General features: G+C 69.9%; 14 protein-coding genes, 2 tRNA genes and 1 pseudogene. 3 read left to right on the top strand and 14 right to left on the bottom strand.

Annotation, left to right across the window (positions count from 1 at the left end; all coding sequences use genetic code 11):
* Positions 1-80: 80 nt before the first annotated feature.
* On the top strand, positions 81-494 hold the full coding sequence (locus ACRAKI_RS00085; protein ID WP_447005001.1) for a PH domain-containing protein: 414 nt from the start codon (positions 81-83) through the stop codon (positions 492-494).
* A 42-nt stretch (positions 495-536) separates the two neighbouring features.
* On the opposite strand, the gene ACRAKI_RS00080 is transcribed toward ACRAKI_RS00085, so the two are convergent.
* Together ACRAKI_RS00080 and ACRAKI_RS00075 are read right to left on the bottom strand one after the other, a co-directional pair.
* Positions 537-1,421, bottom strand: a complete 885-nt coding sequence (locus ACRAKI_RS00080; RefSeq protein ID WP_447005000.1) for a rhomboid family intramembrane serine protease — start codon at positions 1,419-1,421, stop codon at positions 537-539.
* Positions 1,422-1,979 (bottom strand): peptidylprolyl isomerase, encoded by a 558-nt coding sequence (locus ACRAKI_RS00075; protein ID WP_447004999.1) that lies wholly within the window; start codon positions 1,977-1,979, stop codon positions 1,422-1,424.
* 105 nt (positions 1,980-2,084) lie between these two features.
* Between ACRAKI_RS00075 and ACRAKI_RS00070 the strand changes: the two genes are divergently transcribed.
* Entirely contained in the window at positions 2,085-2,672 is a 588-nt protein-coding gene (locus tag ACRAKI_RS00070) for a hypothetical protein (RefSeq protein ID WP_447004998.1), read from the top strand.
* Positions 2,673-2,729: 57 nt separating this feature from the next.
* On the opposite strand, the gene ACRAKI_RS00065 is transcribed toward ACRAKI_RS00070, so the two are convergent.
* Complete coding sequence (locus tag ACRAKI_RS00065) at positions 2,730-3,278, bottom strand: DUF2020 domain-containing protein (protein WP_447004997.1); 549 nt, start codon at positions 3,276-3,278, stop codon at positions 2,730-2,732.
* A 127-nt stretch (positions 3,279-3,405) separates the two neighbouring features.
* Here ACRAKI_RS00065 and ACRAKI_RS00060 point away from each other — a divergent pair, with 127 nt between their 5' ends.
* Complete coding sequence (locus ACRAKI_RS00060) at positions 3,406-3,828, top strand: DoxX family protein (protein WP_447004996.1); 423 nt, start codon at positions 3,406-3,408, stop codon at positions 3,826-3,828.
* Positions 3,829-4,174: 346 nt separating this feature from the next.
* Here ACRAKI_RS00060 and ACRAKI_RS00055 read toward each other — a convergent pair.
* From ACRAKI_RS00055 to dnaA, 11 genes and pseudogenes are all read right to left on the bottom strand, one after another.
* Positions 4,175-4,247 (bottom strand) — tRNA-Ala (locus tag ACRAKI_RS00055).
* 35 nt (positions 4,248-4,282) lie between these two features.
* Positions 4,283-4,399: pseudogene (locus ACRAKI_RS00050) on the bottom strand (DLW-39 family protein); the annotation flags it as partial.
* 35 nt (positions 4,400-4,434) lie between these two features.
* A tRNA-Ile gene (locus tag ACRAKI_RS00045) sits at positions 4,435-4,508 on the bottom strand.
* Positions 4,509-4,571: 63 nt separating this feature from the next.
* On the bottom strand, positions 4,572-5,516 hold the full coding sequence (locus ACRAKI_RS00040) for a DUF3566 domain-containing protein (RefSeq protein ID WP_447004995.1): 945 nt from the start codon (positions 5,514-5,516) through the stop codon (positions 4,572-4,574).
* Between the two features lie 26 nt (positions 5,517-5,542).
* Positions 5,543-8,203 (bottom strand): DNA gyrase subunit A, encoded by a 2,661-nt coding sequence (gene gyrA, locus ACRAKI_RS00035; RefSeq protein ID WP_447004994.1) that lies wholly within the window; start codon positions 8,201-8,203, stop codon positions 5,543-5,545.
* Positions 8,204-8,251: 48 nt separating this feature from the next.
* A complete protein-coding gene (gene gyrB / locus ACRAKI_RS00030; protein ID WP_447004993.1) occupies positions 8,252-10,222 on the bottom strand; it encodes a DNA topoisomerase (ATP-hydrolyzing) subunit B in 1,971 nt (656 codons plus the stop codon).
* 237 nt (positions 10,223-10,459) lie between these two features.
* Positions 10,460-10,960, bottom strand: coding sequence for a DciA family protein (locus ACRAKI_RS00025; protein ID WP_447004992.1), 501 nt, complete (start codon positions 10,958-10,960; stop codon positions 10,460-10,462).
* A 118-nt stretch (positions 10,961-11,078) separates the two neighbouring features.
* Positions 11,079-12,194 carry a DNA replication/repair protein RecF gene (gene recF / locus ACRAKI_RS00020; RefSeq protein WP_447004991.1) on the bottom strand — a complete coding sequence of 372 codons (1,116 nt, stop codon included), beginning with the start codon at positions 12,192-12,194 and terminating at the stop codon, positions 11,079-11,081.
* Between the two features lie 4 nt (positions 12,195-12,198).
* The gene (gene gnd / locus ACRAKI_RS00015) at positions 12,199-13,113 is read right to left on the bottom strand and encodes a phosphogluconate dehydrogenase (NAD(+)-dependent, decarboxylating) (RefSeq protein ID WP_447004990.1); all 915 of its coding nucleotides are present in this window, start codon (positions 13,111-13,113) and stop codon (positions 12,199-12,201) included.
* Between the two features lie 39 nt (positions 13,114-13,152).
* Entirely contained in the window at positions 13,153-14,289 is a 1,137-nt protein-coding gene (dnaN, locus tag ACRAKI_RS00010) for a DNA polymerase III subunit beta (RefSeq protein WP_447004989.1), read from the bottom strand.
* A 1,982-nt stretch (positions 14,290-16,271) separates the two neighbouring features.
* Positions 16,272-17,840 carry a chromosomal replication initiator protein DnaA gene (gene dnaA / locus ACRAKI_RS00005; RefSeq protein ID WP_447004988.1) on the bottom strand — a complete coding sequence of 523 codons (1,569 nt, stop codon included), beginning with the start codon at positions 17,838-17,840 and terminating at the stop codon, positions 16,272-16,274.

The raw sequence follows: 17,840 nt of genomic DNA, 5'->3' as shown, positions 1-17,840 counted from the left end.
CCTGTGGACAACTTTGCGCCAGTTCGCACAAGCGCCGGTCGAGGGCTCTAGTTGTCCACAAGTGCGGCAGACTCGAACGCGTGAACCCAACGCGCTCCTGGTCACCACAACCGGGCATGGTCGGCCTCGCCTGGGGTCTGGCCGCCGTGTCACTGCTGGTCACGATCCTCAGTTCGGAGGCGACGAGCCGGGTCTTCCTCGGCCTCGCCACGCTCCTGCTGCTCGCCCTGGGTGCTTACGGCACATTCGTGCGCCCCAGGCTGGTGGTGGACGACTCAGGCCTCACCGTCCGCACCCTCAGCGGGGCGAGGCAGCTGCCGTGGCACGAGGTGAAGGTCCGCATCGCCCGCACCCGCAGGCTGGGTCGCGAGACGGCCACGCTGGAGCTCGATTGGAAGCACGGCGAGGACGAGCAGCTGTTCGTGCTGACCCCGATCGACCTCGGCACGGACCCGCGCGACGTGGCGGACGTCCTCCACGCCCTGCGCCCGTGACGGGCATTGGTCCAGCGCCGGCACGCGGCCGGCGCCGGGCCGTCAGAGCAGCTGACCGGTCCGCACGACCGTCATCACCACGAGCAGCAGGAACGCGCCCGCCACGGCCGCCGCCTGCCAGTTCGCCTGCTTCTCCCTCGGCGCGTAGAGCAACCCGGCCGCCACGGCCGCCCCGATCACCAGCCCGCCGAGGTGCCCGAGCAGCGAGATGCCCGGCAGGGTGACGCTGAGCACCAGGTTCAAGCCGATCACGACCAGCGCCGAGCTCGCGTTGAGCTTCAGCTTCAGCACGGCCACCAGCAGCGCGCCCATCAGGCCGTACACCGCGCCGGACGCGCCGGCCACCCCGTCGTCGATCCCGCCGAACAGGTACACCGACACACTGCCGCCGAGCAGCGACACCAGGTAGATCGCGGTGAACCGCAGCTTGCCGAACTGCGGTTCCAGGAGCCGGCCGAGCACGAACAGCGCGATCATGTTCATCGCCAGGTGCGCGGGCCCGTAGTGCAGGAACCCGGACGTCACCATCCGCCACCACTCGTCCCCGGCGGCGACCGCTCTCGTCCACATCACGAAGTCGCGGAACAGGGGCGACAGCTGGTTGTCCGCCAGGCTGCCCGCCTGCACCGCGGTGACGCCGAACATCAGCACGTTCAGCGCGATCAGCACCGGCGTGACGACCACGCCCTGCGAGACCTCGGCGCCCGCGACCGTCCGCGGTCGGCGCACCGTGGCCCGGGCTTCGTTCACGCAGTCGACGCACTGGTGGCCGACGGACGCCTCGCGCAGGCACGCGGGGCACGCCGGCCGGTCGCAGCGGACACACCGCAGCCCGGTGGCCCGATCGGGGTGGCGCACGCAGACCGGCAGGTCCGGACGCGCCCCGATCGGCTCACCGGGCGGCGGGGATGTCGGGAAGTCCGCCACTCAGGACCGCTCCACCGAGACCTTCTCGATGACCACGTCGGTGACCGGGCGGTCGCCGGCGCCGGTGGGGGTGGCGCCGATCGCGTCCACCACGGTGCGCGACTCCTGGTCCGCGACCTCACCGAAGATCGTGTGCTTGAAGTTCAGCCACGTGGTCGGCCCGACCGTGATGAAGAACTGCGAGCCGTTGCTGTTGGGTCCGGCGTTCGCCATCGCCAGCAGGTAGGGCTTGTTGAACTGCAGCTCCGGGTGGAACTCGTCGGCGAACTTGTAGCCCGGACCGCCGCGGCCGGTGCCGGTCGGGTCGCCGCCCTGGAGCATGAAGCCCGCGATCACCCGGTGGAAGACCGAGCCGTCGTAGAACGGGCCGGACGTCCCACCCTTCGCGTTGGGCTCGGTGTAGTCCTTCGTGCCCTCGGCGAGACCGACGAAGTTGGCCACCGTCTTGGGGGCGTGGTCGGGGAAGAGGTTGATGCGGATGTCGCCCTGCGACGTGTGCAGGGTCGCCGTCACCTTGGTCCCGACGAACGATTCTTTGCTGTCAGCCACGCACCCCATCGTGCCATCACCGGGCGAGGTGGTTGGGAAAGGGGCACGATGGGTATTGCCTGGAACGTCACTGACCGACAGCTGCTGGAGCGAGATATGGATGAGGTAGACGCCATGACCCGGGCCGGGGAGTCGGTCGGCAAGGCGGTGCGCGCTGCCCGCCTCGGTGCCGTTCGCGCTGGTCACGCCGGTGCGGACGCAGCCGTTCAGCTCGCGGGGCGGGCCGAGGGCAAGCTCGCCGAGCGCGGCATGACCAGGGACTACGTCCGGGGCATCGTCGCCGACAAGGCGGGCGCGCTGGTGGAGAGGGCCGAGGAGTACGAGAAGTCCACCCGGCGCGGTCGCAAGCAGCTCGCGAAGCGGGCCAAGACCGTCCGCAAGGACATGGCCAAGGCCGCCGAGCGGGCGCGCAAGGACGCCAAGGTGCGCGCGAAGGAGATGCGCAAGGTCGCGAAGAAGGCCCGCAAGGACATGGGCTCGACGCCGCACAAGCGCCGCCGTTGGCCGTGGGTGCTGGGCGTGTTCGCGGCAGCCGCCGTCGCGGGGTACATGGCGCTGACCAAGCGGCCGCAGGAGGTGCGCCTGGAGGACGACGTGGAGCCGACGCTGGAAACCGTCGACACCACCGACCCCACCACCGAGTCCGTGCACCCGCACGCGGCGCGCAACGGCCAGGTGTCCGACCAGCACAGCCGCAGCTGACCGCAGGAAGCACTTCGCGCCCGACCCGCTCCGGGTCGGGCGCGAAGTCGTGCGTCCCTACAGGCCCAGGTTGCCGACGACCGTCTCGGCCACCCGGCGCGTTTTGATCGTCTGCTTCTGGTTGCTCGTCACGACCACCGCGTGGCCGTCCTTGGCGACGGCGTAGACCGCGCCCGTGTCGGTGGTCAACGACCCGCCGTTCCAACCCTCGGGCGCTGCCGCGGGGTTCGAGTCGGCGACCGGCGCGGCCCGGTCGACCACCGCTTTCGCCATCATCGCGTCACCCTGGAACACCCAGACGGACAGCTGGACGTCACTTCCGTCGGCGTAGAAGAAGCAGGCCGGGTTCGGCTGGTCGGCGGAAAGCCGAACCTTTCGGACGAGCTGTCCGTTCGCCTCCTGCACGACCGAAGATGCCAGGTAGGGGCACTGGCCGTCGGTCACGGGCTCGGGCGGGGGTGGTGGTCCGGCGGGGCCGGCCGTGGTCGTCGGCGCGACTGTGCTGGTCTCGGTGGCCGGCGTCGGGGAAGGATCTGCGGTGCCGCAGGCGACCAACGCACCGAGGACCAACAGGGACGGCAGGGCGGTGTGCAGCGCTCGGTTCATAGGGCAGCCAGTCAATCAGACGGCGAACCGCGAACCGACAGGGTCACCATCTAGGCACATCGCGTGATGCCCGTTAGGTTTGTCCTTACCCTGCCGGCCGCCTCTGCAATGTAAGGACAGAGTCAAGATGAACATCTTTGACCGCGGTCGCGAGCATGCTATCGCTGTGTTCCGAATGGTCGTCGGTTTCCTGTTCCTGTGCCACGGCGCGAAGACTCTCTTCGGCGTGCTGGGGTCCACGAAGGGTGCCGTGTCGATCACCAGCTGGCCTGGCGGCCCCGCTGGTCTGATCGAGCTGGTTTGTGGTGCGTTGATCATGATCGGCCTGGGTACCAGGTACGCCGCGCTGCTCTCTTCGGGAGCGATGGCATACGCGTACTTCGTGGTTCACCAGCCCAAGGCCCTCATGCCCATCATGAACGGTGGCGAGCCGGCCGCAGTGTACTGCTGGGTGTTCCTGCTGTTGGCGTTCATCGGTCCCGGCTCTTGGGCCGTCGACACGGTGCTCGCCGCACGTAAGCAGAAGCAGGGCGTGCTCGTCACCGCATAGCAGAGGGCACAACGAGGGCCCGCACCCAGCGGCATTGGGTGCGGGCCCTCACCTTGCTGCCATACCGCGAACGCGACCACTCGCCCATCCGGACGTGCGAGTCGCAACACCCAGTTAACACGAGATCCGAAAGTTGCGCTCCCCCTAGATGACGTCAACGTTGCGGGACATCAGCACCCGAGGGCCGGGAACGGGGATGCGGCACGGGCACGGAGGTCGGCACGGAGGTCGGGCACAGGGGTCGGTCAGTCGACCGCTACGTCCGAGCGTGGAGGTCGCACCCCCGGAAACACGAAGAGGCGAGCCGGTTCGCGTACTCCGCGAACACAGCTCGCCTCTCGGATCGTGGAGACGAGGGGAATCGAACCCCTAACCCCCGCCTTGCAAAGGCGGTGCTCTGCCAATTGAGCTACGTCCCCTCACGGGGCGGCAGATGTACCGCCCTCGCGGGTCAGTCGGTGGGAGCGGTGGCCTCGCGCCACAGGTCCGCGTCGGCCTTCGCCGAGCGGTTGCGCTTGACGAAGAACAGGACCGCACCCGCGACGGCGACCAGTGCGATGATCTTCTTCACGGCGATTCCCCTCTGCAACACCTGTGAACTTCCGGTGGGCCTAGGAGGACTCGAACCTCCGACCTCTTCGTTATCAGCGAAGCGCTCTAACCGTCTGAGCTATAGGCCCTCGGGGCAACGACGGCAAGACTACAGCACCCTCCGTCGAGGCCCCAAATCGGGTGGTCCTTGATCACTCCCGCTCGGACAGGGTCACTTCCAACCCACCCGCAAGATCAGCGGAAACGTTGTAGACGAACGACCCGACCGTCGCCAGGGCGGTGAACAGCACGATGTTCACCGCGCCGATGATCGCCGCCACGCCGAACACGCGCCCCGCGCTGATCAGCGGCTCACCGCCGGCCTCGTTGCCCTGCAGCAGGTCGTTCGCGGTGTTGTTGATCTTGTCCCACACGCCCATGCCGTTCAGCACGCCGTACAGCACGCCGACCGCCACGAGCCACACGAAGAACAGCGCCACGCTCAGCACGAGCGCGAGCTTCAGCACCGACCACGGGTCGATCCGCTTCACCTGCAGGCTCGCCCGACGCGGCCCGCGCCCCGGACGGCGGGCCGACGGCGCGGCGGCCGGACGGCCACCGTTGGCCGCACCCAGGTTCACCTGCGTCCGGGCACCTCCGGACGCGCCCTGGCCACCGGGTGCGGCCGACCCCGTCAGCACGGGGCGGGCCACCGCCACCGTGTCCGGGTCGTTCGACGGGTACGAGGGCTGGTGCGCCTCGACCGTGGGCTGGTCCGGGGCGGCCAGCAGGTCGGCGGGACCGACCTGCTGCGCCTCGGAGTACTGCGCGTCACCGGAGCCCCGCTGCCACGGCGGCGGCGTGCCCACGTGGTGCCCTTCGTTCTCCGACGCCGCTCTGTCGGTCTTCTCCGTCTTGGGCTCGGGATCGGCCTTGGCGTCGGCCTTCTGGTCGGCCGCACCAGTCGCCGAGCCGGCCGGTGCCAAGCCGGCCGGGGTGGCACCGACCGCGGACGTCTCGGGCTGCTCGGACGCCCCCGAGGGGTCGACCGCCGGCTTCCCGGCACCGGTCGGTGTGGCGCCGGCCGCCGGTGTCGGCTCGGCACCGGGCCGGGTGATCACCGCGGTCTTGTCCTCTGGCTTCTCGGGTGGAGTCACGAGCAGTCCTCAACCTCTCGTTCGCGCTAGTTGGCAGGCCCAGCCTGGTCACCCTCGGCGGAGTCGGCAATCCGATCACCGTCGACGGAGTCGGCGGTCGAACCGTCGATGGCCGAGTCGGCGGTCGAACCGTCGTCGACCGAGTCGCCGGCGAGGTCGACGGCCGGGCCACCGTCAGCGGCGCCGACGATCAAGCTGTCGTCACCATTGGTGACGTCCGTGGGCTCATCGGCGTTGCGCGCCACCGCGATCAGGGTGGTCCCTTCACCGAGGTTCATCAACCGGACGCCCTTCGTCTGCCGTCCTGCCTTGCGCACCTCCTTGGCGCTGGTCCTGATGACCCCGCCCGAGGAGGTGATCGCGTACAGCTCGTCGTCGACGTCGACGATGAGCGCGCCGACCAGCCTGCCACGCCTGCGGTCGTGCTGGATGGTGAGCACACCCTTGCCACCACGGCCCTGGACGGGGTAGTCCTCGATCGGCGTGCGCTTGGCGTACCCACCGTCGGTGGCGACCAAAACAAACAGACCCTCTTGGACGACGCCCATCGACAGCAGCTCGTCACCGCTGTTGAACCGCATGCCCAGCACACCGGACGTGGCCCGGCCCATCGGCCGCAACGCCTCGTCGCTCGCGTGGAACCGGATCGACTGGCCGTCCCTGGACACCAGGAGCAGGTCGTCGGTCGCCGAGCACAGCACCGCGCCGACCAGCTCGTCGTCGTCGCGCAGGTTGATGCCGATCAGGCCACCGGACCGGTTGGAGTCGAAGTCGGACAGCTTCGACTTCTTGACCAGGCCCTTCTTGGTGGCCAGCACCAGGTACGGCGCGACGAGGTAGTTCTTGATCTGGATGACCTGGGCGATCTCCTCCTCCGGCTGGAACGCCAGGAGGTTCGCCACGTGCTGGCCGCGCGCGTTGCGGTTGGCCTCGGGCAGCTCGTACGCCTTCGCCCGGTACACCCGGCCCTTGTTCGTGAAGAACAGGATCCAGTCGTGCGTGGAGCACACGAAGAAGTGCTGCACGATGTCGTCCTGCTTGAGCTGGGCGCCCTGCACGCCCTTGCCGCCCCGCTTCTGCGAGCGGTACAGGTCCGTCTTCGTGCGCTTCGCGTAACCCGTCCGGGTGATCGTGACGACGACGTCCTCGACCGCGATCAGGTCTTCCATCGACACGTCGCCGTCGAACGGCACGATCTTCGTGCGCCGCTCGTCACCGTGCTTGTCGACGATGACCATCAGCTCTTCGCGCACGATCGCGCGCTGCCGCTCCGGCTTGTCGAGGATGTCCTTGAGGTCGGCGATCTCGCGCTCGATCTCGGCCAACTGGTCGACGATCTTCTGCCGCTCCAGGGCCGCCAGGCGGCGCAGCTGCATCTCCAGGATCGCGTTGGCCTGGATCTCGTCGACTTCCAGCAGCTCCATCAGGCCGGTGCGCGCCGCCTCGGGCGTGTCCGACCGGCGGATCAGCGCGATCACCGCGTCCAGCTGGTCGAGCGCCTTGACCAGGCCGCGCAGCACGTGGGCGCGCTCCTCGGCCTTGCGCAGCCGGTACCTCGTGCGCCGGACGATGACCTCGATCTGGTGCTTCACGTAGTGCCGGATCATCTGGTCCAGGCGCAACGTGCGCGGCACGCCGTCGACCAGCGACAGCATGTTCACGCCGAACGAGTACTGCAGCTGGGTGTGCTTGTAGAGGTTGTTCAGCACGACCTTGGCGACGGCGTCACGCTTCAGGGTGATGACGATCCGCATGCCGGAGCGGCGGTTCGACTCGTCCGCGATGTTCGCGATGCCGGTCAGCTTCTGGTCGCGGACCAGGGTGGCGATGTTCTCGACCAGGTTGTCCGGGTTCACCTGGTAGGGCAGTTCGGTGACGACCAGGATGGTGCGGCCCTTGGCGTCCTCGTCGATCTCCACGACGGCGCGCATCTTCACCGAGCCGCGGCCGGTGCGGTACGCGTCCTCGATGCCCGAGGTGCCCAGGATCTGACCGTGGGTCGGGAAGTCCGGTCCCTTGATCCGGGCGATCATCGCCTCGAGCGTCTCCTCCTCCGACGCCTCGGAGTTGTCGAGCGCCCACACCACGCCCTCGGCGACCTCGCGCAGGTTGTGCGGCGGGATGTTCGTCGCCATCCCGACCGCGATGCCCGAGCTGCCGTTGATGAGCAGGTTGGGCACGCGGGACGGCAGGACCGTCGGCTCCTGGATGCGGCCGTCGTAGTTGTCCCGGAAGTCGACCGTGTCTTCCTCGATGTCGGCCAGCATCTGCATGGCCAACGGCGTGAGCCGGCACTCGGTGTAGCGCATGGCCGCCGCCGGGTCGTTGCCCTGGGAGCCGAAGTTGCCCTGGCCGTCGATCAGCGGGTAGCGCATCGACCACGGCTGGGCCAGGCGCACGAGCGCGTCGTAGATGGCCGAGTCGCCGTGCGGGTGGTAGTTGCCCATCACGTCGCCGACCACGCGGGCGCACTTGTTGTAGCTGCGGTCCGGCCGGAAGCCCGAGTCGAACATCGAGTACAGCACGCGGACGTGCACCGGCTTCAGGCCGTCGCGCACGTCGGGCAGCGCTCGTCCCACGATCACGCTCATGGCGTAGTCGATGTACGAGTTCTGCATCTCCTGCTCGATGTCGCGCAGCTCGGTGCGGTCTCCACCGGACGCCGGGGGCAGGGTCGTCTCGCTCACAGTTCTACTTCCTTAACAGGCAGCCGGCGGATCAGGCCCGGAGGTGGATCAGACGTCGAGGAACCGCACGCCCTTGGCGTTGCGGGTGATGAACGACCGGCGGGCTTCCACGTCCTCGCCCATCAGCACGCTGAACAGCTCGTCGGCCGTGGCCGCGTCGTCCATCGTGACCTGGAGCAGCACCCGGTGGGCCGGGTCCATCGTGGTCTCCCACAGCTCCGAGGCGTTCATCTCGCCGAGGCCCTTGTAGCGCTGGATGTTGTCGTCCTTGCCGAGCTTCTTGCCGGCGGCCAGGCCCGCGCGGACGAGGCCGTCGCGCTCGCGGTCGCTGTAGGCGAACTCCGGGTCCTGCCGCTGCCACTTGATCTTGTACAGCGGCGGCTGGGCGAGGTACACGTGGCCGTGCTCGATCAGGGGGCGCATGAAGCGGAACAGCAGGGTCAGCAGCAGCGTCCGGATGTGCTGGCCGTCCACGTCGGCGTCGGCCATCAGCACGATCTTGTGGTAGCGCAGCTTCGCGAGGTCGAAGTCCTCGTGGATGCCCGTGCCGAACGCGGTGATGAGGGACTGGACCTCGGTGTTCTTCAGCACGCGGTCGATGCGCGCCTTCTCCACGTTGATGATCTTGCCGCGGATCGGCAGGATCGCCTGGAACATGGAGTCCCGGCCCTCCTTGGCCGAACCGCCCGCGGAGTCGCCCTCCACGACGTAGATCTCGCACTCCTCCGGGTTGGTGGAGCGGCAGTCCTTGAGCTTGCCGGGCAGGCCGCCGATGTCGAGCGCGCCCTTGCGGCGCACCAGCTCGCGCGCCTTGCGGGCGGCGATGCGGGCCTGCGCCGACGACACCGCCTTGGTGACGATCGTGCGCGCCTCGTTCGGGTGACGCTCGAACCAGTCGGCCAGGTGCTCGTTGGTCGACTTCTGCACGAACGACTTGGCCTCGCTGTTGCCCAGCTTGGTCTTCGTCTGGCCCTCGAACTGGGGCTCCTTGAGCTTGACCGAGATGATCGCGGCCAGGCCCTCGCGGATGTCGTCGCCGGTGAGGTTGGCGTCCTTCTCCTTGAGCACCTTCTTCTCGCGCGCGTACTCGTTGACCACCCGGGTCAGCGCCGCGCGGAAGCCCTCCTCGTGCGTGCCGCCCTCGTGCGTGTTGATCGTGTTGGCGAACGTGTACACCGACGGCGTGTAGCCGGTGTTCCACTGCATCGCCACCTCGACCTCGAGGTCCTCGCCCTTGGCCTCGAACGAGACGACCTTCTGGTGCACCGGCTCGCGGGTGTGGTTGATGTGGCGGACGAAGTCCTCCAGGCCACCCGGGTAGTGGAAGGTGCGCTCGCGCACGGCCGCGACGTGACCCTCGGCGTCGGCCTCCTCGTCACCGGCCTGCGTGCGCTCGTCGCGCAGGATGATGGTGAGGCCCTTGTTGAGGAACGCCATCTCCTGAAGCCGGCGGGAGATCGTCTCGATGTTGTAGTCGGTGGCCTCGAAGATCTGCGGGTCGGCCCAGTACGTGATGGCCGTGCCGGTCTCGTCGGTCGGCTCGCCCTTGCGCAGCTCGTGCGCGGGCTTGGTGGCCTCGAAGCGCTGGTTCCACGTGAAACCCTGGCGCTTGACCTCGACGTCGACCGCGCTCGACAGCGCGTTCACCACGGAGATGCCGACGCCGTGCAGGCCACCGGACACCGCGTAGGAGTCGCTGTCGAACTTGCCGCCCGCGTGCAGCTTGGTCAGCACCACTTCCAGCGTCGGCTTCTTCTCGACGGGGTGCATGTCGATCGGGATGCCGCGGCCGTCGTCGATGACCCGGATGCCGCCGTTGGCGAGCAGCGTGACGTCCACGACGGTGGCGTAGCCGGCCATCGCCTCGTCGACCGAGTTGTCCACGACCTCCCAGATCAGGTGGTGCAGACCGCGCTCGCCGGTCGACCCGATGTACATGCCGGGCCGCTTGCGGACCGCCTCCAAGCCCTCGAGGACGGTGATCGAAGACGCGCTGTACTCATTCTTCTTGGCTGCCACGGGCTCGGTGTCTCCTCAGACTTCTAGCGACTGCGTTCGTCGCCTGGCGACGCTGGGGTCACGCTACCCCTCGATCCTACCGGGGCAGTCCGACAGAAACCCACCGAGGACACCCCTGGTTCGCTCACAGGCGGCCCCAAGTGAACGCAGATGGGGGCCGACCGCCGCTCACGGGGTCAAAATCGACTGGTGAGCGCTCACCGCGCCACAGAATCGCCGCTGCGGCCCTGGCGCAGGTCACCCGTAGGTGTCACGTGGTCCGCGACCTGGGGCGTGCCTGGGGCCGTAGCGCCAACTGGGGGCCGCCGGACCCTGCACCTTCAGCTTCTTCACCACGCCGTCGCCGACGCCCGCGGCGATCCGCTTCAGCAGGTCCCGCTGCAACAGCCGGAGCTGGGTGGCCCACGCCGTCGAGTCCGCCTGAACGGTCAGCTCGTTGTCACTCAGCGCAACCGGCTGCGCGTGCTCGGCCACGTCCTCACCGACCAGCTTCGCCCACCGGGCGAACACCTGGCCACCCGCCAGCCGCTCGGCCCAGCCGCGGTCGGCGGCGAGCCTGGACGCGAGCCGACCGAGCGGCTGCGGGTCGCGGTCATCGGGGCCGGGACCGGACCAGCGGCGGCGCCGACGACGGCCGGCGGCCGGCACCGAACCCTTGCGCGGGCCACGAGCGCCACGGGCCTTGGCGGAGGCGCGGGCCGCTTCGAGCGCGGCGCGTGCGAGGTCCGGACCCCGCAAACCACTCGATGGAGTGGCCGCAGGTGTGGATATGTCCAGTTCCGACCCCGAGTTATCCACACCATCCACAGGGTTGTCCCCAGATGTGCCTCGGGTCACACCCGTTTGGCGCAAGTCGTCAGACACGACGCACCTCCCCGTCGCGAACGTCGAACCGCAGCCCGTCCAGCTCCTCGGGCACGTCCTCCGCGACCGCCGCCGTGATCAGCACCTGCTCCGCGCCGGCGGCCACCTTCGCCAACTGGCTGCGCCTGCCGCGGTCCAGTTCGGCGAACACATCGTCCAGCACGAGCACCGGTTCCGCGCCTTCGACACGCAGCAACTCGTACCCCCCGAGTCGCAGGGCCAAGGCGAAGGACCATGACTCTCCGTGACTGGCGTAGCCCTTCGCGGGCAGGTCGCCCAGCGCCAGGTCGACGTCGTCGCGGTGCGGCCCGACCAGGCACACGCCCCGTTCGACCTCCTGCCCGCGGACGCGGTGCAGCTCGGCGAGCAGCGCGTCCTCCAGCACCTCGCGGTCGTGCGACTCCGGCAGCGCCTCGCCGAGGCTCGACCGGTACGCGATCCGCGCGGGCCGCGACTCCGGCGCCACCTCCGCGTACGCCGCGGCCACGTGCGGCGCGACGTCCGCGACGAGGTCCAGCCGGGCGGCCAGCAGCTCGGCGCCGTGCCGGGCCAGGTGCCCGTCCCACACGTCGAGCGTGCTGATGTCCGCGTTCCGCGACGCGCGCACGCTCTTCAGCAACGCGCCCCGCTGCTTGAGCACGCGCTCGTAGTCGCTGCGGACTCCCGCGTACCGCGGCGCGCGCGTCGTCAGCAACTCGTCCAGGAACCGCCGCCGCTCGCCGGGGTCGCCGCGCACCAGCGCCAGGTCCTCCGGCGCGAAGAGGACCGTGCGCAGGATGCCCAGCACGTCACGCGGGCGAGGCACCGGGCCGCGGTTGATCCGCGCCCGGTTCGCCTTGCCCGGCGTGATCTCCAGCTCGACCAGCAGCTCGCGGTCCTCGTTGACCACGGCCGTGCGGACCACCGCGCGCTGCGCGCCGTGCCGGACCAACGGCGCGTCCGTGGCCACCCGGTGCGAGCCCAGGGTGGCCACGTACCCGAGCGCCTCGACCAGGTTCGTCTTGCCCTGGCCGTTGCGCCCCACGAGCACGCTCACCCCCGGCTCGAACGCCAGGTCGGCGTGCTCCCACGACCTGAAGTCGGCGACTTGCAGGTGCCGGACGTACAACGGGTCAGCTCTGGGTGGAGCCGGAACCGGACGAAGGGCCCGCGACCTGAACGGCGTGACCGCCGAACTGGTTGCGCAGCGCCGCGACCGCCCGCATGGCCGGCGAGTCGTCCTGGCGGGACGCGAACCGGGCGAACAGCGCGGCGGAGATCACCGGCGCGGGCACCGCGTGCTTGATCGCCTCCTCGACCGTCCACCGGCCCTCGCCGGAGTCCTCCACGTGGCCGCGCAGGTCGTCCAGCTCCGGGTCGGACTCCAGCGCGCGGACCAGCAGGTCGAGCAGCCACGAGCGGACCACCGTGCCGCGCTGCCACGCCTTGATCGTGGCCGGCACGTTGTCCACCAGCTTCGATGCCTCCAGCAGCTCGAAGCCCTCGGCGTACGCCTGCATCAGGCCGTACTCGATGCCGTTGTGGACCATCTTCGCGAAGTGGCCGGCGCCGACGCGGCCCGCGTGCGCGAAGCCCTCCTCGCGCGGACCCTCCGGGCGCAGCGCGTCGAAGATCGGCATGGCGCGCTCGACGTGCTCGGCCTCGCCGCCGACCATCAGGCCGTAGCCGTTCTCCAGGCCCCACACGCCACCGGACACGCCGGCGTCCATGTAGCCGATGCCCTTCTCGGCCAAGGCCTTCGCGTTGATCTCGTCATCGGTGAAGCGCGAGTTGCCGCCGTCGATCACCAGGTCGCCCGGCTCCAGCAGGTCGCCGAGCTCGGCGATCGTCTGGCGGGTGATGTCGCCGGCGGGCACCATCACCCACACCAGGCGTGGTGCGTCGAGCCCGCTCACCATGTCGGCGAGCGACTCGGCGTCGGTGACCTCCGGGTTGCGGTCGTAGCCGACCACCTCGTGCCCAGCGCGGCGGATCCGCTCGCGCATGTTGAAGCCCATCTTGCCGAGGCCGACGAGTCCGAGCTGCACGGTCGTTCCTCTTCCCTACGTCTGTGGATGCGTTGTCGATCAGCCGGGCAGGCGCACGGGCATCAGCAGGTAGAGGTAGCCCGGCGCCACGTTCCCATCCTCGTCCACCGGCTTGAGCAGCGCGGGCCGACTGGGTGTGGTGAAGGACAAGTGCGCCCTCGGCGTGCGGACGGCCTGGAGGCCTTCCAGCAGGTACGTCGGGTTGAACGCGATGGTGACCGGGTCACCGGTGTAGTCGACGGGGAGCTCTTCCTCGGCGCTGCCCTCGTCGTCGCCGCCGGCGGACAGGCGGAGGCTGTTGTCCACGAACTCGAGCCGGACCTGGGTGCCGCGCTCGGCGACGAGCGACACGCGCTTGATCGCCTGGAGCAGCGCGTCGACCTCGATGATCGCGGCGGCCGAGTGCTCGGTGGGGAGCAGCTGGCGGTACTTCGGGAAGTCGGCGTCGAGCAGGCGGGTGGTCGTGCGGCGGTTCGTGCCGGACAGGCCGAGGAGGCCGTCGTTCGCGGCGAGCGAGAGCGTGATCTTGGCGCCGGACGCGCCGAGCGTCTTCGCGGCGTCGTTCAGGGTCTTGGCGGGGACGAGGACGGCGACCTCGCCGAGCGACTCGTTCGGCTCCCAGGGGAACTCGCGCATGGCGAGGCGGAAGCGGTCGGTGGCGACGAGGGTCAGCTTGCCCTCGCCGATCTCCAGCCGGACGCCGGTCAGCATCGGGAGCGTGTCGTCCTTGCCGGCCGCGACGGCGACCTGGGCGACGGCCTCGCCGAAGATCTCGCCCGGGAGCTCGCCGGCGTGCTGCGGCATGGACGGCAGCTGCGGGTAGTCCTCGACCGGCATGGTCGGCAGGCTGAACCGGGCGCTGCCGCAGGAGATCGTCATCCGGGAGCCGTCGACCGCGATCTCGACCGGGTGGTTCGGCAGCGCTTTGGTGATGTCGGCGAGCAGGCGGCCGGAGACGAGCGCCTTGCCGCCGTCGGCGACGGTGGCCGGGACGCCGCACTGGGCGGACACCTCGTAGTCGAAGCCGGAGACCGTCAGCGCTTCGCCGGAGCCGTCCTCCGCCCCGGCGTCGAGCAGGACGCCACCGAGCACCGGGACAGGCGGCCTCGACGGCAGGCTGCGAGCGACCCAGGCGACGGCGTCGGCCAGACCGTCGCGCTCGACGCGGATCTTCATGAGGCGTCCTTCCTCAAGTCGGCATGACCGACAACAGCATGCGTTGCGGTGGGGGTTGGGGAGCCGCGTCCCTCGCCGGATCTTCCGACCCACGGCGCGGAGGTTCCCCACCGTAGAGCGTCGGGGCGTGGTTCGTCACCTCGGGGCCACACCCGGGGCGAGGCGCTGCCGAGCGCTCGTCCCCGGGCTCGACCGCCGCCTGTTTTTCTTTTGTTCTTCTCTTCAAGGGAAGACAACAGCAACAGCAGTAGGGCCTGTGGATTGTGTGGACAACCCTTGTTCCCGCAGCGTGTCGCCCGCTTGGCCGTGTGGACAAGTACGGGGTGGCACCCGGGGACAACTCGCCGTCCCCGGGGAGAACTTCGGGGACGGTCCGATCGGTCCACAGGTAGGCCGAGTTGTCCCCGGGTTCATCCCCGGGTGTGGGCCGAGTTGTACCCGGGTGCTGCACAGGGTGACGGTGGGCCGAATCTCCCCCGGCGGGGCACTTTTCCTGGGCTGTGGACAACTCGTGGCCGGTCGTTCACCTGCGTCTCCTTGGGCGGGCGCGGAGTCGGGACCTCAAGCCCAGCCCGGGAACCACGCCCAACCGGGATCGGCCACCCCATAAGGGTGATCTGCCGAGGACGCCGTCAAACCACCCCGTTTCGGGCGGGTTCTGCTTGCTCGAGCTGACGCGGCACCCGGGTTCGAGCCGTGCCTGGTGCCCATGGCGGGCGTCGCACCCGGGTGCCGGCGGCGGGGCGCCGATCGATCCGGACCGTCCCTGGGTGCGGATCGCGGCGTCCCCGGGGGCGACGGCGACACCCGGGGACGCGAACACCCGCCTCAACCCACCGCGGCCCCACTCCACCGCCGCCCCGCTCCCCCGACCGCTGTCCTCTCCATAGCCCGCCCGCGCGCGGGCGGCCCCGCTCTTTCTCAGTCGGCCCCCTCCACCCCTCCGCTCCCCTCTGCTCCCTCCGCTCCACCCTCTGCTCCCTCCGCTCCGCCTCGCTTCGGCTCCTCGACCCGGCCCGCCCGCGACCCCGCCGCCGCCCCATCCGACCCTCGTGCCCGCCGACCCAGCCCGCCCACCGCCGTGGCTGCCGACCGACCACCCACCGCACCGCCGCCGACCGCCCCCCGCCCCCCGCACCCGCACCCGCACGCCGTTGCCCGACCGTCACCGTCCGAACCCGTCACCCGGCTGGCCACCCGACGGCCGTATCGGACTGACGGCGACTCCGGCGACCGCGCACCCGGTCGCCGGAGTCGCCGGTCGCGGCTGGACGGTCCAAGCCAGGAAGCCGGCCGAGCGGGCGGTTGGCGCGAGCACCTCGGGGGCGATCTTCGGCGCGGGAGTCGCGACGGGAGGGGCGGAGCTGAAGGCGCAGAGGCTGGAGGGCCTGGCTGCGGCGAGGAAGATCGCGGCTCGCATTTGGTGGCAGGCAGCGGCGGCGTGCGGTGGCAGGGGCCGGCGGCTCACAACGACAGCTGGGGCGTGGCCGATTGGGGCCGTTGGTGCGCGGGTCGTCGCGTGCGCGGTGGCAGGCGCGCGATGCAGGCGCGCGGCGGGATGGGTCCGGCGGGATGGGTCCGGCGGGATGGGTCCGGCGGGATGGGTCCGGCGGGTCCGCGGGATCGCGTGGCCGTTGGGAGGCGTGGCCGTTGGGCCGCGGGGTGGGACGCGGCGTGCGGTGCGGCGGGACGCGGATGCCGATGCGGCACCACGTTCCAGGGCCGGGGTGGCCTGGGCGGTTGGGCCTGCCTGCGGCGGGCTTGCGTGGGCCGGATGTGGCCGGCGGCTCTGGCAGCGGTGGGCGACTGGCTGGCGGGCGCGGCAGGCGGGCGGCGGCTGTATGGGTGGGGTGGTGGAGGCGTGAGGGGTGGTCGCGGGGCCGTCTTGTCAACCGAGGAGCGGTAACGGTGTTTCCGTACATATGTGGTCCACGATCACTCGATCGTGGACCACATAGTGAGGCGCAAGCGTTTGCGAGGCGTCAGGGAGTGTGTCGGGCGCGCTGTTTGATGCGCGACGTCAGTTCCTGCACCTGCTCGTAGACCCGCCGGCGTTCCGCCATCTCCTTGCGGATCTTCTTGTCCGCGTGCATGACCGTCGTGTGGTCCCGGCCACCGAACGTCTGACCGATCTTCGGCAGCGACAGGTCCGTCAGCTCCCGGCACAGGTACATCGAGATCTGCCTCGCCTGCGCCAGCACCTTCGTCTTACCGGGCCCACAAAGATCGTCTATGGACACGCTGAAGAACTCCGCCGTGACGGCCATGATCGTCGGCGCGGTGATCTCGGGCGCGTGGGAATCCGGGATGAGGTCGCGGAGCACTATCTCCGCCAACTGGACGTCGACCGGCTGCCTGTTCAACGACGCGAACGCCGTCACGCGGATCAGGGCGCCTTCCAGCTCGCGGATGTTCCGCTCGATCCGCGCCGCGATGAACTCCAGCACCTCGGCGGGCGCCGCCAGGCGGTCCTGCGCCGCCTTCTTCCGCAGGATCGCGATCCGGGTCTCCAGCTCGGGGGGCTGGATGTCGGTGATCAGGCCCCACTCGAACCGCGTCCGCAACCTGTCCTCCAACGTCTCCAGCCGCTTGGGCGGACGGTCGGAGGACACCACGATCTGCTTGTTCGCGTTGTGCAGCGTGTTGAACGTGTGGAAGAACTCCTCCTGCGTGCCTTCCTTGCCCTCCAGGAACTGGATGTCGTCGACCAGCAGCACGTCGATGTCCCGGTACCGGCGCTGGAACGCGACCTTCCGGTCGTCACGCAGGGAGTTGATGAAGTCGTTGGTGAACTCCTCGGTCGACACGTACCGCACCCGCATCCCGGGGAACAGGCGCTGGGCGTAGTGCCCGACCGCGTGCAGCAGGTGCGTCTTGCCGAGCCCGGACTCACCCCAGATGAAGAGCGGGTTGTACGCGCGGGCCGGTGCTTCGGCGACCGCGACGGCGGCGGCGTGCGCGAAGCGGTTCGACGCGCCGATCACGAACGTGTCGAAGTTGTACTTCTCGTTCAACCTCGTCTGCGACGCCACCGGGTTCGCCGGTCGCGTGTACGGCGTGCCGCTCGGCGCGGCGTGGCCGCCACCGTACGTGGGCCAGATCTCGGTGACGGCGGCGAGCGCTTCGCCCTCTTCGTCGACCTCTTCGCCTTCGCCCTCGGCGTCACCCTCGGTCTCCGCCTCGACCGCGTAGCCGCCGTTGATGCCGTAGCCGCCGTTGATGCCCGACACCGATGTCGACATGGCGACAGGCACGGCAGCGGGCACCGGGATCGGCGCGGTCACGGGGTCGGGCGAGTCGACCTTCACGGCCAGCGACACGGCACGGCCGAGACGACGCGAGAGCGCCGCGGTGATGGGTTCGCGCAGCGCGCGCTCGATGGCTTCCTTGGCGAAGTCGCTCGGCGCGGCGAGCAGGGCGGTCCCGTCGAGCAGCCCGATGGGTCTGGTCACGCGCATCCACGCGCGTTGCTGGGGAGACAACGTGCTGGCGGCTAGCTCCTGCACGACCTGCTCCCACACGAGACCCAGATCGGCCTGGTGGTCGGACAC

The sequence above is a fragment of the Saccharothrix isguenensis genome (assembly GCF_052936305.1).
This window is presented reverse-complemented; position numbering and strand designations above follow the sequence as displayed.